17 protein-coding genes are annotated in these 15,714 nt (G+C 36.7%); 16 read left to right on the forward strand and 1 reads right to left on the reverse strand.

Going from position 1 to position 15,714, the window contains the following annotated elements; translation table 11 throughout:
- The first annotated feature begins 152 nt into the window (after window positions 1-152).
- The 12 genes from CKJ95_RS19020 to CKJ95_RS19070 all read left to right on the forward strand — a co-directional run bounded on the left by CKJ95_RS19020 (window position 153) and on the right by CKJ95_RS19070 (window position 10,671).
- On the forward strand, window positions 153-839 hold the full coding sequence (locus tag CKJ95_RS19020; RefSeq protein ID WP_099355028.1) for a response regulator transcription factor: 687 nt from the start codon (window positions 153-155) through the stop codon (window positions 837-839).
- Window positions 814-2,901, forward strand: coding sequence for a HAMP domain-containing sensor histidine kinase (locus tag CKJ95_RS19025; protein WP_099355029.1), 2,088 nt, complete (start codon window positions 814-816; stop codon window positions 2,899-2,901). Before CKJ95_RS19020 ends, CKJ95_RS19025 begins: the two co-directional genes overlap by 26 nt.
- Before the next feature lie 79 nt (window positions 2,902-2,980).
- The gene (locus tag CKJ95_RS19030) at window positions 2,981-3,379 is read left to right on the forward strand and encodes a VOC family protein (RefSeq protein WP_099355030.1); all 399 of its coding nucleotides are present in this window, start codon (window positions 2,981-2,983) and stop codon (window positions 3,377-3,379) included.
- Between the two features lie 207 nt (window positions 3,380-3,586).
- Window positions 3,587-4,435, forward strand: a complete 849-nt coding sequence (locus CKJ95_RS19035; RefSeq protein ID WP_099355031.1) for a hypothetical protein — start codon at window positions 3,587-3,589, stop codon at window positions 4,433-4,435.
- Window positions 4,436-4,509: 74 nt separating this feature from the next.
- Window positions 4,510-5,442: an ABC transporter ATP-binding protein gene (locus CKJ95_RS19040; protein WP_099355032.1), complete on the forward strand. Its 933-nt coding sequence runs from the start codon at window positions 4,510-4,512 to the stop codon at window positions 5,440-5,442.
- A complete protein-coding gene (locus CKJ95_RS19045; RefSeq protein ID WP_099355033.1) occupies window positions 5,426-6,286 on the forward strand; it encodes an ABC transporter permease subunit in 861 nt (286 codons plus the stop codon). Before CKJ95_RS19040 ends, CKJ95_RS19045 begins: the two co-directional genes overlap by 17 nt.
- 153 nt (window positions 6,287-6,439) lie before the next feature.
- On the forward strand, window positions 6,440-7,795 hold the full coding sequence (locus tag CKJ95_RS19050) for a D-serine ammonia-lyase (protein ID WP_099355034.1): 1,356 nt from the start codon (window positions 6,440-6,442) through the stop codon (window positions 7,793-7,795).
- A 174-nt stretch (window positions 7,796-7,969) separates the two neighbouring features.
- Complete coding sequence (locus CKJ95_RS23560) at window positions 7,970-8,131, forward strand: hypothetical protein (RefSeq protein ID WP_180271587.1); 162 nt, start codon at window positions 7,970-7,972, stop codon at window positions 8,129-8,131.
- On the forward strand, window positions 8,124-8,438 hold the full coding sequence (locus CKJ95_RS19055) for a type II toxin-antitoxin system PemK/MazF family toxin (RefSeq protein WP_099355035.1): 315 nt from the start codon (window positions 8,124-8,126) through the stop codon (window positions 8,436-8,438). The genes CKJ95_RS23560 and CKJ95_RS19055 overlap by 8 nt, the downstream gene beginning before the upstream one ends.
- Before the next feature lie 273 nt (window positions 8,439-8,711).
- A complete protein-coding gene (locus tag CKJ95_RS19060; protein ID WP_099355036.1) occupies window positions 8,712-8,912 on the forward strand; it encodes a hypothetical protein in 201 nt (66 codons plus the stop codon).
- A 42-nt stretch (window positions 8,913-8,954) separates the two neighbouring features.
- The gene (locus tag CKJ95_RS19065; RefSeq protein ID WP_099355037.1) at window positions 8,955-9,911 is read left to right on the forward strand and encodes a metal-dependent hydrolase; all 957 of its coding nucleotides are present in this window, start codon (window positions 8,955-8,957) and stop codon (window positions 9,909-9,911) included.
- A 304-nt stretch (window positions 9,912-10,215) separates the two neighbouring features.
- Entirely contained in the window at window positions 10,216-10,671 is a 456-nt protein-coding gene (locus CKJ95_RS19070; RefSeq protein ID WP_099355038.1) for a CBO0543 family protein, read from the forward strand.
- Between the two features lie 32 nt (window positions 10,672-10,703).
- Here CKJ95_RS19070 and CKJ95_RS19075 read toward each other — a convergent pair whose 3' ends face one another.
- Window positions 10,704-11,774, reverse strand: coding sequence for a metal ABC transporter solute-binding protein, Zn/Mn family (locus CKJ95_RS19075; protein ID WP_099355039.1), 1,071 nt, complete (start codon window positions 11,772-11,774; stop codon window positions 10,704-10,706).
- 554 nt (window positions 11,775-12,328) lie between these two features.
- Between CKJ95_RS19075 and ehuB the strand changes: the two genes are divergently transcribed.
- From ehuB to ehuA, 4 genes are all read left to right on the forward strand, one after another.
- On the forward strand, window positions 12,329-13,237 hold the full coding sequence (gene ehuB / locus CKJ95_RS19080) for an ectoine/hydroxyectoine ABC transporter substrate-binding protein EhuB (RefSeq protein WP_099355040.1): 909 nt from the start codon (window positions 12,329-12,331) through the stop codon (window positions 13,235-13,237).
- 197 nt (window positions 13,238-13,434) lie between these two features.
- Window positions 13,435-14,166 carry an amino acid ABC transporter permease gene (locus CKJ95_RS19085; RefSeq protein ID WP_099355041.1) on the forward strand — a complete coding sequence of 244 codons (732 nt, stop codon included), beginning with the start codon at window positions 13,435-13,437 and terminating at the stop codon, window positions 14,164-14,166.
- 14 nt (window positions 14,167-14,180) lie between these two features.
- Window positions 14,181-14,885, forward strand: a complete 705-nt coding sequence (ehuD, locus tag CKJ95_RS19090) for an ectoine/hydroxyectoine ABC transporter permease subunit EhuD (RefSeq protein WP_257215863.1) — start codon at window positions 14,181-14,183, stop codon at window positions 14,883-14,885.
- Window positions 14,878-15,648, forward strand: coding sequence for an ectoine/hydroxyectoine ABC transporter ATP-binding protein EhuA (ehuA, locus tag CKJ95_RS19095; RefSeq protein WP_099355043.1), 771 nt, complete (start codon window positions 14,878-14,880; stop codon window positions 15,646-15,648). Before ehuD ends, ehuA begins: the two co-directional genes overlap by 8 nt.
- Window positions 15,649-15,714: the final 66 nt, after the last annotated feature.

Here is a 15,714-nt window from a genome sequence, read left to right on the forward strand (position 1 = left end):
TCACATATCTAGATAGGAACAGTAACTAAAATCATAAGAAAATCTTAAGAATTGCATGCAGTGTTTGTTAAGATTTGATTGATATCCTTTCCTTATAGTAAATTCTAAGGAGTTGATAGAAATGGTGAACACCACAAGTAGGAGTGAACGTAATGAATATATTGGTTTGTGATGACGATCAAGCCATCGTCGATGCGATCGGAATTTACTTAGAGAATGAAGGCTATACCGTATGTAAAGCTTCCAATGGACTAGAAGCGATTGAGGTCATTAAAAGTCAGGAAATCCACCTTATTATCATGGATCTTATGATGCCAAAGATGGACGGAATGAGGGCGACAATGGAAATTCGGAAAGAGAATAATATTCCTTTAATCATGCTTTCTGCAAAATCGGAGGATCATGACAAAATATTAGGCTTAAATATTGGCGCAGATGATTACATGACGAAGCCTTTTAATCCGTTGGAATTGATTGCAAGGGTTAAGTCTCAGCTGAGAAGATATACATCATTAGGTAGCCTTGATATGAGAGCCAATGTATTTCAGACAGGGGGATTGATTATCGATGATGAGAGTAAAACGGTCACTGTTGATGGCGAGGAAGTCCATCTTACACCAGTTCAATATAAGATCGTAAGGCTTCTGACAGAAAACGCGGGAAGAGTATTCTCAATTGAAGAGATATATGAGAAGGTATGGAACGAACCGTCCTTTAACCCGGAAAATACCGTTACCGTTCATATTCGAAAAATTAGAGAGAAAATCGAAATCAATCCGAAAGAACCAAAATATTTGAAGGTGGTGTGGGGAGTTGGATATAAGGTGGAAAAAATATAGCCACTCGATTTTAACAAAAATCATTGTTTTTATCATTGCGATCTTGTGTTTTACAGGAATGGCTCGAGCAGTTGTTGAAGTGGAGATTGTAAATGATGGGAATTTTAGTAGCGTAACCGAAGAGCATTACATAGAGAGCATGGCCTATGTAAGGGAAAGTGAAAGGTTGATAGGTGACCTTACAAGGCTCTTAGGTGAATATAAAAGTGAGGAACATATTTTAAGTGGCAAAACCATTCGCCAGGATGAATGGAAGCAAGTAGAAGAAAACTTATATTACACAGAGTTTCAACATTCAAGATCTTATAATCCTGAGTTAGGTGAAGAGAATAACTTTGAAAAGTTTATAGAAGAATATGCAAATAAACTAACTGAGGCTAAAGATCAGATGATTAAAGATGATTTGAAAGAGTTTCATATGCTTGTGCAAAATCTTGAAGATTACGAGCCAACCTTTTATGCAAGTGATGGTACCAATGTGTTTGCAAATAGTTCGAGAACGAAAAAAGAACAGTTTGAAACGTCACCTGCATATATGATATTTGAGGGATACAAACAAGAGTTTTATCCAAACGAAACAGAGAAAAATGAACATCTATATCGTGTTACAGAACAAATCGATGAAATCGATATGGAAAACATCGTGATTTTTGTAGGGTTTTCGAATCAATTTTTAAATGAAAAAGCGGAAGCGTGGGAAGAAGGAAAAGCAGTTGCTACTTCAAGCTTATATCAATTATTAGGATACTTAGCAGGATTCATTCTTACATTTATTTATTTAGTGCTTGTAGTTGGTAGAAAGTCATTTCGCGATAAAGAGGTAACCTTCCGACCAGTTGAAAGACTTTATAATGATATAAATATTGTTATGTGCATTCTTCTTTTTCCACTATGGATAACGTTAGTGGATGATGTGTTTGAAAATATGACGAATATGTTCACCATTATCACAATCCCGATTGCGATTTTGGAATTATTGTTGATACTGCTACTTGTGAAGCATGTAAAAAATAAAACGCTTTTCAAACACACATTGATCTATACAATCATCTACAAATTAGTGAAATTTATTGGCGATGTCTATAAAAGCGGAAGCATTGCTGTAAAGACAGTATTACTTGTAATTGGCTACCCTCTATTGATTGCTATTACATTTTTCATGTTTCCAATTACGATAGGGATCGCCGCTTGGTTTGCTTATAAAAAGGTCAAGGCCTTCCAGAACATTCAAAAAGGAATCGAGATTGTTAAGGATGGCAATCTTCATCATCGAATAGAGGTTGAAGGAAATGGCGAATTCGCAAAACTTTCTTCAAATGTAAATAGCATTACAGATGGGTTGAAAAAAGCAGTAGATAGTGAGTTGAAAAGTGAGCGGTTAAAAACGGAACTTATCACCAATGTCTCACATGATATCAGGAATCCGTTAACTTCGATTATCACGTATGTTGATTTATTGAAACATGAAAAGGATCAAACAAAAGCAAGTGAATATATTGAAGTACTTGATCAAAAAGCACAAAGGCTCAAACTGCTAACAGATGATTTATTTGAAGCATCGAAAGCATCTAGCGGAAATATTCCAGTACAAGTAGATAAGATTGATATCGTGTCATTAATTACCCAGGGTCTAGGGGAAGTGAATGATAAGATAGAAGCAATGGGCTTGGATATGAAGCTGAATCATCCTGACAATAAAGTCTATGTTACAGCCGATGGGAAACTATTATGGAGGTCCATCGAGAACGTCTTATCGAATATATTTAAATATGCACTTGAACGTTCAAGAGTCTATATAGATATAGAGGAGTTAGACAACGAAATACGAATATCTTTTAAAAACATCTCAGCCTATGAGTTAAATATCTCTGCTGAAGAACTAATGGAACGATTTAAACGAGGCGATGAATCCAGAAACAGTCAAGGCAGTGGCTTAGGACTTTCAATCGCAAGAAACCTCATTGAACTCCAAAAAGGCAAATTCAATATTCACGTTGATGGAGATTTATTTAAGGCCGTTATTTATTTACCTAAGTATGACCCTACTGATAAAATGATATGATAAATATGGAAACAGGATTCTATGATTGTTGCCAATTACCAAGTACTATTCATAGGAAATATCGATGGAGGAATACAGTATGAAAATCATTGTTACTAGTTTATTTGTAGAAGATCAGGATAAGGCGCTGAAGTTTTATTCTGAAACTCTTGGCTTTGTAAAAAAGCATGATGTTCCCATGGGAGAATTTAGATGGATTACACTTGTATCTCCCGAAGATCAGCAAGGTACTGAGCTTGTGCTCGAACCAAATAACAATCCCACTGCCAAAGAATATCAACAGAAGTTATATGCTGGAAATATCCCAGCAACGATGTTTGGGGTAGAAAATATCCAAAATGAATACGAACGATTAATGGAGCTTGGCGTGAAATTTACGATGAAACCGACAAATGCTGGTCAAGTAACAATAGCTGTCTTCGATGACACTTGCGGAAACCTTATTCAAATCGCTCAGCAGAACAATCCGAATAATTAAAAGAAGCAATAATTGAACAATGAAGTATATTTTAAATACAGTAAATGACTAGGGAAATATAAAAACCTAGTCTTTTTTCTTTGGAGTTTTTTTGGTGAATCAATAATAATATATTAAAGAGAACTAAAAATTTATTGAAAAACGATAAATAATATCTTATAATCAATATAACGAATTAAATGCTATGTTTGAAAGGAATGGAGTACATTGAAAACTAAAACAAAACGTCTACTTATTACTGGGGTTACAGCAGCCGCTGTCTTTAGCTCATTTGCAATCCCTCAATTTCGAGTAGAAGCAAATGAATTTTTATCATTATTCCGTGTTAACCAACTTGAGATGGTGAAGTTGACGCAAAGTGATATCAGTGAAATTGAGAATTGGGTCCGTGAAAATAAAGAAGGTTCGTTAGACTTAGCGGGAATTGGAAAATTGGAAATGTCAGAGACAGCAGGGGAGCCAACTTTCTATGAAACGGACCAATCAGCTGCAGAAGCTGGCTACTCCGTGCCTAAATTAGGAGAATATGAGATTGAAGGAGTAAGTGTGACTCCAGCAACAACCATTACCTTTACTTTAAATATCGAAAAAGCAAATCAATTATTATCTCAATTAGGTTCAGAACAACAATTTGAAGCTGCTTTAGATGAACAACCGTTTTCCGTATCAACATATGATGCGATTCAAACGGATTACAGGCTGAATGAGCAACACATCAGATATATGCGAACAAAATCTCCAGAAATCAAAGTTCCTGAAGGAGTATCGATCAATGAAGTAAAAGCTACATTGCTTTCTCTACCATTTTTACCTGAGAATGTGAAGACACAGCTTGCAGATATCGATCATATTGAAACCAGCTTACCTATTCCTCATGTAGAAAGAGAAGGTTCTACCGTGACGGAAGTTCGTGTAGGAGATGCTCCTGGGTTTGTCGTAGAAAGTGACGAGGATTCCTATATGGTTTGGCAAGAAGATGGAAATATTCATGTGATTTATACGCAAAGTAAAATGGGAGCAGATGAACTAATTGAATTAGGTAAGCAAATGAAGTAAAAGAAATGAAAAGTTCAGAGCTCGCTAAAAATGCACTCTGAACTTTTCTTAATAAAACATCATGGAGGAAGAGAATGAACGTTATTCAAACGAATTCATTAACGAAAACGTACAATGGAAAAGGTGGAATATCTGATGTAACTTTGTCGGTAGGGGAAGGAATGGTATACGGCTTTTTAGGACCGAATGGTTCCGGGAAAAGCACGTTTGTTCGTACACTTCTTGGATTACTGCAGCCTACAAGTGGTGAAGGTTATATTCTCGGAGAACCGATTGGAACGACAAAATCAAGGGAACAAGTAGGATATCTTCCGGAGTTATTTCGTTACCCAGATTGGTTAACAGGTAGGCAATTGTTACTAAGTCATGCTGAATTATGTAGGATACCAGTTCGCGAGCGGAACAAACGAATTGATGAAGTAATCGAGTTAGTTGGAATGACAGGAAGAGAAAATGGTAGGATAAGTGGCTTTTCAAAGGGAATGTCCCAACGAATTGGTCTTGCTTGTGCTATTTTAAATGATCCGAAAGTAGTCTTTCTTGATGAGCCAACATCTGCACTTGACCCAATAGGACGCAAAGATGTGCGAGACCTCATGGTGTATCTTCGCGACCAAGGTAAAACCGTTTTTTTAAATAGTCATTTGTTGTATGAAGTAGAGTCAGTGTGTGATCATGTTTCGATTGTTCATCAAGGCGAAATGGTTGCACAGGGACCGTGGCGTGAGTTAATGATGACGGAAGCAAAAGTGGAGGTTGTAACGGATAAGCCGATAGTTGCACTGCCTTCATTTGTGACACGTAATCAGAAGGTAAAAGAGGAAGAGGGTCGAACAAGGTGGGTGTTACAGCTTGAGCATGAAGCCGATATACCAAGACTCATTCAATTCTTAGCTTCAAACCAAGTTTCAATCTTTGAAGTGAAACCCATAATCCCTCATTTAGAGGATGTTTTCTTGTATTGGGTGAACCAGAAAAAGGAGAACGCTTATGTGGACAATCAGTAAATTAACCTTTAAAGAAATGGTATCAAAGCGAATTTTTTTAATTACGATTATGATGACTCTCGTATTTCTGGCTCTTTACGGTACGGCTATTTATTTTGCTGGTAAGGATACACCGGGGGCGAATGCTGGAACACAAGTAATTTTAATGCAGCAGTTTGTCGCATCACAACTTATGGGGGTCGGCCTTTATTTTTCATCTTTTATCATTGCTCTACTTGCGATATTGTCTAGCGTTAGTACTATTTCAGGGGAAGTGTCAAGTCACCAAATTGATACTTGGTTGATGCGCCCAATTTCTAGAGCCCGATTTGTTTTGGGCAAGTTTATCGGATTAGCTTTACTCTTAATCTCTTATGCTATCGGACTCTTTTTTAGTATTATCCTCATTCATCAAGGGATAGGTGCGGAATGGATGGCATTGGACATTAAACCAATGCAGATATTGAAAGCTGTAAGTGTATTTGCCATTCAGCCATTTGTTTTGATCGCATTTGGGTTATTTTTAAGTACACGAATGACCACCTTGAATGCAGGCATTGTTTCCATTATCTTATATGGCGCGGCGTTTATAGGAGGTTTTATTGAACAATTTGGAGCCGTAATTGAAAAAACGACTCTCGTAAATATTGGGATCGTGATGAGCCTCGTATTTCCAATTGATTCAATCTATCGTAAAATGACAATTTTATTATTTGACACGTCGGATAGCCCATTGTCACTTGCACAAGGTGGGATGTTCACAAGTATCTCAAATCCTAGTAACCTGATGATTGGGTATGCGTTGTTATATGGAGTACTTATTGTGTTAATTTCGATTTATAGTTTTAAAAAGCGGGATGTGTAGTAAAAAAATTTGGTACTAATAATAAATGCCGATTTTTCAATAATGAGAAATCGGCTTTATTTATTCATTGACGATTTGTTCACCCTCTTCTAAAGTAAAGTAAATACATTCTGTTACTCTATACATAAATACCAATATCAAAGGGGTGCTGAGATGGATACGATTTTAGGCAAAACAAAAGATGAATGGATACAGAACTATCCATTACTAGAAAAACTCATGTTAACTGAGGAGGTTTTTTGGAACAATCCGAAGTACATAGATTTTGAAAGAGCGATTCAACATGTTTCTTTAGGAATCGAGGATGTCCGTGATGCGGAAGAGAGGCTAATGAGGTTTGCACCTTATCTTGCAAGTGCTTTTCCAGAAACAATGGATATGAATGGAATTATTGAATCGCCTTTAAAAGAAATTCCTGAGATGCAGCGCTCCCTTGAGAGTTTGTTTACTGAAAAGATAGTAGGAAAACTGCTTCTAAAATGCGATAGCCATCTACCGATTTCTGGGTCGATTAAAGCAAGAGGCGGTATTTATGAAGTTTTGAAGCATGCTGAAGATTTAGCCATACAAAATAAACTATTATCAAAGGATGATGATTATAGCAAACTCGAAAGTGATGCATTCAGACATTTCTTTTCCAAGTATTCGATCGTTGTGGGTTCTACCGGGAATTTAGGGTTAAGTATTGGAATTATGAGTGCTAAGCTAGGATTTAACGTAACGGTTCATATGTCAGTAGATGCAAAGCAGTGGAAAAAAGACCTGCTCCGGAGTAAGGGAGTAACAGTAGTCGAACATGAATTGGACTATAGTGTTGCAGTTGAACAGGGTAGAAAACAATCTCAGGAAGATCCTAATAGCTATTTTATTGATGATGAAAATTCGACCCATTTATTCTTAGGGTATGCCGTTGCAGCATCCAGGCTAAAAAAACAATTGGAAGCGATGAATATCACAATCAATGAAAAGCATCCATTGTTTGTGTACCTTCCGTGTGGGGTTGGAGGCGGTCCTGGAGGAGTGGCTTTTGGTCTAAAGCTACTTTTCAAAGACCATGTCCACTGTTTTTTTGCCGAACCGACGCATTCCCCTTGTATGTTACTTGGCTTATTAACCGAGCAGCATGATAAGGTTTCAGTCCAAGATTTTGGGATTGATAACAAAACGGCAGCGGATGGCTTAGCTGTTGGTCGGCCATCGGGCTTTGTTGGCAAAACATTGGAGCAGCTAATAAGTGGGGTCTATACGGTTGAAGATGATCAGCTATTTGCTTATCTTAGTATGTTGGCTCAAACAGAAAATATCTACTTAGAACCGTCTGCACTTGCAGGAATTGCTGGCCCAGCTCGATTATTTACTGAACCAGAGGGTAGACATTATATCAATCAAAATAACTTAACAGAAAAAATGAAGGATGCCGTTCATATATCATGGGGAACGGGAGGCAGCATGGTTCCAAAAGAAATCATGGATTCCTATGTAGAAAAAGGGGGAAAGATCCTAAAATAGAACACACATATCTATATAGATACGAGAATTTTTTCATCTTCTTTAATAAATGACGCACAAAGAGTTCGTCTTTAATCCTTATATTATATTTACTTCTAACCAGTGTTTTATTTAAAATTAATTCTATTGTATAATAAATTTAAATAAATCTATTATATAATGAGGTGGTTATGAATGACTGCTGATGAAATAATGAAAGCAATTCAAGAAATGGATAATGGTGAACGGATAAAATTACTTAATATGTTATTTGATAATTTTTTTGACAGCAGACCCTCAAAAGATCAAATTATAAAAGAGAAAGAGGAAATTTTTTGGGGTAAAGAAGATGAGTAAGGCAGGCAAACGTGGAGAGGTTTGGATAATTGAATTAAATGGAAAAAGAAGACCGGTAGTGATCGTAAGTAATGATAATGTAATTGTAGAATTAGACCAGTTAATTGCTACAATTACAAGCCAAATGGCAAGAAATGAATTTGATGTTGTGATTGAATACTGGGAAGAAGCGGGCTTGGCTAAACCTTCCATTGTCAGATGTTCTAAACTAAACACAGTGCATTTTAAAGAATTACTATTTAAAATTGGAAAATTACATGAACATGATTTAGACAGAGTATTGACGGCGATACGAAAATACTTTTAAATTTTTATCCTGTATAGATGATGTTAAAAGGACCAGCCCCGAGTATGCAAAAGCTTTACCGCACTCGTGGGCTGGTTCTTTTTCCAAAAGAGAAACTGGACATTATTGAACTTTTAATACTCGCACCATTAAACCATAAAAAATGAAATATTTCTTTCAAACCATTTTAACAGTCCCTTAATATTCACTTACTACAATGAGGTAGATAAGTGAATATGAAGGGGCTTTTATTGTGAAATAAAAATACCCTAAAACGAAAAGGAGGATAAGGAAATGCCAAAGTTTGTAATCTTAAACACGAATTTTAGTAATGAACTTATACAAATTGCTGAAGCAATCAACGAACAAATTCAATTTGAAAGCCACCCCAATGCTGTCATAAGAGACATCTATCAAGAGACAAAAATCCACATTCATGAATATAAGAAAAAATTATATGTAAAATGCTACACAACAGGAGGCAGTCAGTACTAACACCATTTTCACTATCAGCAATAATAAAGGGAGGAAACCATTTTGGATACTGCGACACATATTATGACGGGCGTGGGATTAGCGGGTTTGTCCTTTCTTGATCCGACCGTTGCTCACCATCCAGAAATACTCTCATCTATCGTTTTTTGTACGGTTGTAGGATCGAATGCTCCTGACGTAGATGTCATTCATAAATTTAGAGGGAATGAGATCTATGTTCAAAAGCATCGAGGCTATAGTCATTCGATCCCTGCCCAAGGTTTTCTGATCCTTGGTATTGCAGGTGTTGCCACGATTGCTAATGGGGGATTCTACTTTTCCACCTTTTTGTTTTGGTCCTTTTTAGCCGTCCTACTACATGTATTATCCGATATCTGTAATATTTATGGAACACAAGCCTTACGACCATGGAATAACAAATGGATTGCGTTAAATATTCTACCTATCTTTGATCCTTTTATTATGCTCCTTCATATACTTGGTACGGTTTTATGGATCATTGGATTACCACCTGGAATTATATTTTTATCTGTTTATATTCTTGTGTTGTTCTATATTTTGCTCCGTTACGTCATACAACAAAAGTTGAAAAAACAACTGCTATCCTATAGTAGTTCCGGCGTATCCTATACGCTAATCCCAATGTTCCGCATCAATCACTGGGGGATTATTGCCAGTTTTGATGATCGCTATAAGCTTGGAAAATATGAAAATAATCGTATTACTTGGTCAAAAGATCTAGTGAAGGCGGATGAAAAAAATAAAATTATCTCTGCAACACATAAAGATACCTTTGTTCATTTTTTAAGAAAACATTCCGAGTACGTTCATGCCAACATTATCGAAAAAATGGATGGGTATGAGGTACATTGGTATGATCTTCGCTATCAGTCTAGATTGGATGAACCTTATGTGGCTATTATCAAATTGGATCGAAAGCTTAATTTTGTTAAAAGTGAAGTGAAACGAGGATTCATTACAGTTATAGAAAAAGCATAAGATAGTCCCTCTATATATGTTAATAGAAGAGATAGTCAAATACTTAAAGGGCATTACTGGAACAAAGGTAATGCTTTTCTTTATTACATAAATTAGGAGTAAAGTCCCATATATTCCCTTTTTATATGAATATAGTAAAAAAGTTATATTTTATATAGTAATTTTGCCTAGTTTCTATAGACAAGTACTAAAAGTATAGCTAATATAAATCTTGGAATATAAAGAAGATTGAGATTATTTGAGTAAAAACAACTGGTATAGGAACACCTTTAATGATCTTGCTCTGGAAAAGGGTGAGGTATACATGTTAGAAATAATTATTCTTTTATCTTCATGGATAATAGGAATCTTATTATTCTTTTTATTGGTACCCGTTTCAAAAATTCGCTTAGCCATTTTAGGCTTGCTTATTATGCAAGCGATTACTTGGCCGTTAGGTTTTTTTGTCTCCGAATTTAATTTAATCAGCTACCCAGTTCGATTTTTTGATGATGCGGCTCGAACTAGTTTTACATTTGAATACTTTGCGTTCCCAATCGTTAGTGCTATGTATAATTTATATTATCCACGAAAATCCAAGTTAGGAGGACTTTTATATACAAGTATAATCGTTTCTTTATTAACAGGTATAGAGGTGATACTTGAAAGATACACAGATAACATTGAATATGTACATTGGAGATGGTACTGGAGTTGGATTTCAATGTTTATTACTTTATATATATCGTTCGGGATATGGAAATGGTTTATTAAAAAATAGCATAAGTCCCTTAGGACCTATGCTATTTTTGATTAATGTAAAGCTTTTTTCAATGTTTCAAGATTTTGTCTCATAATGCTAAAATAATCAGCATTGTTTTTAATATCCTCTTCTGTAGCTGATTCCAGGTTATGAAGAGTTAGAGCTTCAGCGTTGATTTCATTTTTTACCATTTCAGCTACTTTTGAAGTAAGGTTTTGCTCAAACAGTACAAACTTGATGTTATGTTCTTTTGCTAGTTTGATAATGTGTGTTAAGTCCTTTTGGGTAGGCTCATTTGTTGGTGATAATCCGGAAACACTTATTTGTTTAATACCATACCTAGTTTCCCAATATCCGTAAGCTGCATGAGATACTACTATTTCTTTCCTAGAAGACTCGTTCACAACATCCATGAATTCTTGATCTAATGCATGCAAGTTTTTAACTAGTTCATCAAAATTTTTTTCAAAGTCTTTTTTAGCCTCTGGTTTTAATTCCTCAAGAGTATGAAGAATATTTTCAGCCAACTCTACAGCTAAAAGAGGATCTAACCAAACATGTGGATCAACGTCCCCATGATGATGGTGGTCTTCCGTACCTGATTCACTATCAACTTGTCCTTCGTGTTCATCATGGCTGTGGCTTTCCTCGTTATTAGAATCAGATTGATGGTGGTCTTGTTCAGTTTTAGTTATGTCCTCATCATGATGTAATTCGTGTTCTCCCTGTGTTTTCGCAAGTTCCATATCTCCTGTAGCCTTCACCAGCTGCACCTTTTCATTTTGCAATGTTTTAATGGCTGCATCAATGAAGCCTTCTACTCCTGCACCCACATAAATAAGAGCATCTGCTTCCGCTATACCTACCATTGTTTTGGTAGTAGGTTCGAATGTGTGTGCGTCAGCACCTGTAGGGAACACACTTACAACTTCTACATGTTCACCACCAATTTTTTCTGTGAAATCATGTAATGGAAAAACTGTAGTATAGATTTTAAGACGTTCAGATGGTGTCGGGGTGTTCTTAGCTTCAGTTGTACTCGTTTTGTTGTCTGAAACACACCCAAACAACAATGTGGTTGCCAATAAAACGAAAAATGCAATGACGTGTTTAATTTTCATCAATATCCCTCTCAATCATAATCATTCTGATTTACTCGGTATATGTAAAATGTATATCGTAATCATTCCGATTATGAAACCAAAAAAAATTCATGTACTTGATGCATTTTTTAGTCTCTTTGATTTAAATAAATCGTAATGATTTCGTTTTACTTAAACAATATTACGATAGAAAATAAAAACTTTCAAGATAAATTTTTGGAGTGGTATCTAACTTCTTCAAGAATAGGAGAGTCATAACCTTTTCTACTATTTTATAGAGGTTGGTACACGTGACCTATCCCAGTGGTTTCCAATTTTGGAGCATTTGTTACCATTTATGATTTTAAAGGAGCATGTTTACATAATCACCTAGTCAGCGGGCCTTAACATGTATAATCCCAATATATCCCGAATTATCCAAAAATATGGCATTTGAGCAATTATTCAAAAAAGATATACAATTTTATATGACATCATTGTTCGTGGTACTTTCGTTTCAAAAATCATTTTGAAAAAAGTATTACCAATTACAATCTTTTCTAGAATAAAAAACTCAGGGGGTATTTAAGTACATGAAAAAACGACTATCAATATTATTTTTAGTACTCATCATGGGAATTATGACAGCTTGTGGAACAGGTCAGGAAACAGGTGGGTCAACTGACGGAGGGAAGTCTAGTAGTGATTCTTCAAGTTTACTAGATGAGCTGAAAGAAAAAGGTACCGTTACAATTGGCTTTTCAAACGAAGCTCCATATGCGTATCAGGATCCCAAAACAGGTGAATTAAAAGGAGCAGCCGTCGAGATTGCGACAAAGGTATTTAACAATATGGGAATTGAAAATGTTGAGGGGCAAATCGCTGAATGGAATCAGCTGATTCCAGGTGTAAAAGCAGGTAAATTTGATGTTATTACAGCGGGAATGGCAATTCTACCTGAACGTGCTAAACAAGTAGACTTTGGTGAACCAGAAATTCAATATGGTGAAGGCTTGATTGTTGAAAAAGGGAATCCATTAGATTTACATAGCTACACTGATATTGCAGACAATCCTGATGTAATCGTAGCCGTTATGTCTGGGGCAACGGAAATAGAATTCTTAAAGGAAATGGGTGTTAGCGAGGATCAAATTTTAGAGGTTGCTGACATTCCAGCTACATTCTCTGCCGTCCAATCAGGTCGAGCACAAGCGACAACAGGGACCGAAATGACAGTGAAAATGGCCCTGCAATCTTCTGACCAATCGGCGTTAGAATTTGTTGAGGATTTTGAACAACCAGATATAAAAGGTGTACCAAGTTTTGGTGCAGCAGCTTTTGCTCAAGATAGCGACGAACTCAGGGAAGCTTACAATGCAGAGCTAAAGAAACTTAAAGAAAACGGAGAGATTCTTGATCTCATTACCCCATCTGGTTTTGGTGAAGGCAACCTTGTTCCAAACGATTTAACAACGGAGCAAGTGATCGAAAGTTTAAAATAACACGGGGAAAAGATAGACAGGTCTCCCAATTGGGGGATCTGTTTTTTAGTGGATTTTGTGGTTTAAATCAAGATTTGGAGAGTTAAAGCGGGATTTTGAATAATAATACACAATTCTGTGCTTATAGCGCAATTATGCGAAGTAAAACGCAATTCCGAAGGTTAACACGCAATTCCGTGAAATAAAACGTAATTCTGATGATTATAACGCAATTCCACAAAATAAAGCGCAATTCCACCGGTTTAATTAAAAAAGAGGTGATTCCAATTAGTCAAATAGGTGAGATCTTCTCAATTTTACTTCAAGGTCTAAATATTACGATTACAATTTTAGTTACATCGGCATTTTTTTCCTTTCTAGTTGCTTTTTTAGCGGGGTTTGGACGTTTATCGAAGAATATCTTTATCCGAAAATTTACGGGTTTTTTCGTCGAAATTTTCCGTGGCACTTCTTTAATCATTCAATTGTTTTGGTTTTTCTATGCACTGCCAATTTTGTTTGGGATCGAATTAGGTTCCGAATTTTGGGCTTGTGTGATTGCCATTTCAATGAACTATGGTGCCTATATGTCAGAAACCGTCCGTGGTTCAATTCTATCCGTTGCACACGGACAAACAGAGGCAGCAATCGCCCTTAATATGTCACGCTTTCAGCGGATGAGAATTGTGATCTTGCCGCAAGCTGTACGGATGATGCTTCCGGAATTCGGTAATTATTTGATTCAAATGTTAAAGGCAACTTCACTAATTTCGCTCGTAGGCTTGGCTGATATTGTGTATAAAGGCCAACTTTATACAAACACGAATCTTTCTTCTACGCCTACTGTTTACTTACTAATTCTTGTATTCTACTTTATTATCGCCTTACCTTTAATTGGTTTAACTAAATGGGCGGAAAAACAATCATCGAAGGGAGTGGCAAGTGAATAATGTGGGATTGGAGTATGTTTTTTGGATCACTTCCGATGATCTTTAAAGGGCTATGGGTGACCCTTGGGGTAACAATTGCTTGTTATCTTTTTGCGATGGTGTTTGGTTTTGTCTGGGTTGTTCTAAAACGAATCCCATTTAAACCCTTTAAGTGGGTTGTGTCATTTGTACTTGAGTTTATTCGCTCGACACCGCCACTTGTGCAATTGTTTTTCTTGTTTTTTGGGTTACCAATGGTTCCATATGTTGGCGTGAGCTTAAGTCCATTCACGGTTGCGGTGCTAGGTCTTGGTGTTCACTATAGTACATACATATCTGAAATCTATCGTTCTGGTATTCAATCTGTCGATAAAGGGCAATGGGAAGCCTCGATCGCTTTAAATATGTCTGTGAAAGATAGATGGACAAAAGTCATCCTTCCGCAGGCGATTCCTCCGACTATCCCGATGCTAGGGAATTATTTAATCATCATGTTTAAGGAGGTCCCTTTGACATCGACCGTTGGGGTTGCAGGTATGTTGCTTATGGCGGATAAATTCGGTGCGAGAAATTGGGCTTATTTAGAACCATATACATTAGTGGCTATATTCTTCCTACTATTAAGTTATCCATCAGCAATCTTAATCAAAAAATTAGAAAACAAGATGAACCGACGATTTGATAAGAAAGATCCAACAGGAGCTAAGAATGTAAAAAAGGGAGTGGCAATTGATGGCTGAGCCGATTGTATCATATAAAAATGTGACAAAATCTTTCGATGAGGTAGATGTCTTAAAAGGAATTAATTTAGATATCGCACCGGCTGAAAAGATCGCACTAATCGGACCGAGTGGGTCTGGTAAAACGACCATTATTCGGTTATTAATGACATTGGAGGAACCAACTTCAGGGGTCATCGAGGTGAATGGCCAAAACCTCTGGCAAATGGAGAAAAAAGGTGAATTAGTCAGAGCTAATGAAAAGCACTTAAGGCAGATAAGAGGGGATATCGGGATGGTATTCCAGCACTTTAATTTGTTTCCGCATATGACTATCTTAGAAAATTGTATGACAGGTCCCATTAATGTGAAGGGCCAATCAAAGGAGGAAGCCAAGAAGAATTCAATCGAAATGTTAGAAAAAGTTGGCCTAGGTGATAAGTTAGAAAACTATCCAAATCAGCTTTCAGGTGGTCAAAAACAACGGGTAGCGATGGCACGAGCGCTCGTCATGCGTCCGAAAGTGATGCTTTTTGATGAAGTAACTTCAGCCCTTGACCCAGAGCTAGTAGGTGAAGTACTAGAAGTGATCCGTGAAATCGCCAAAGAAGGAGAAATGGCAATGGTCCTGGTCACACATGAAATGGACTTCGCACGAGACGTCGCTGACCGTATTATTTTCTTAGAAAACGGCGTAATCGCCGAACAAGGAACTCCCAAAGAAGTACTAGAAAACACAGAAAGCGAACGCCTTCAACAATTCCTAAGCCGCTTCCGGTCCTGAAATGGGTCAAGGGGACAGGTCCCTTGTCCCACGTTAAATCATGCGAAACGCAGAGGAACAATTTAT

Origin of the sequence: Fredinandcohnia onubensis, assembly GCF_002734285.1 — a bacterium.
In the GTDB taxonomy this organism is placed as follows: Bacteria; Bacillota; Bacilli; order Bacillales; family Bacillaceae_L; genus Ferdinandcohnia; species Ferdinandcohnia onubensis_A.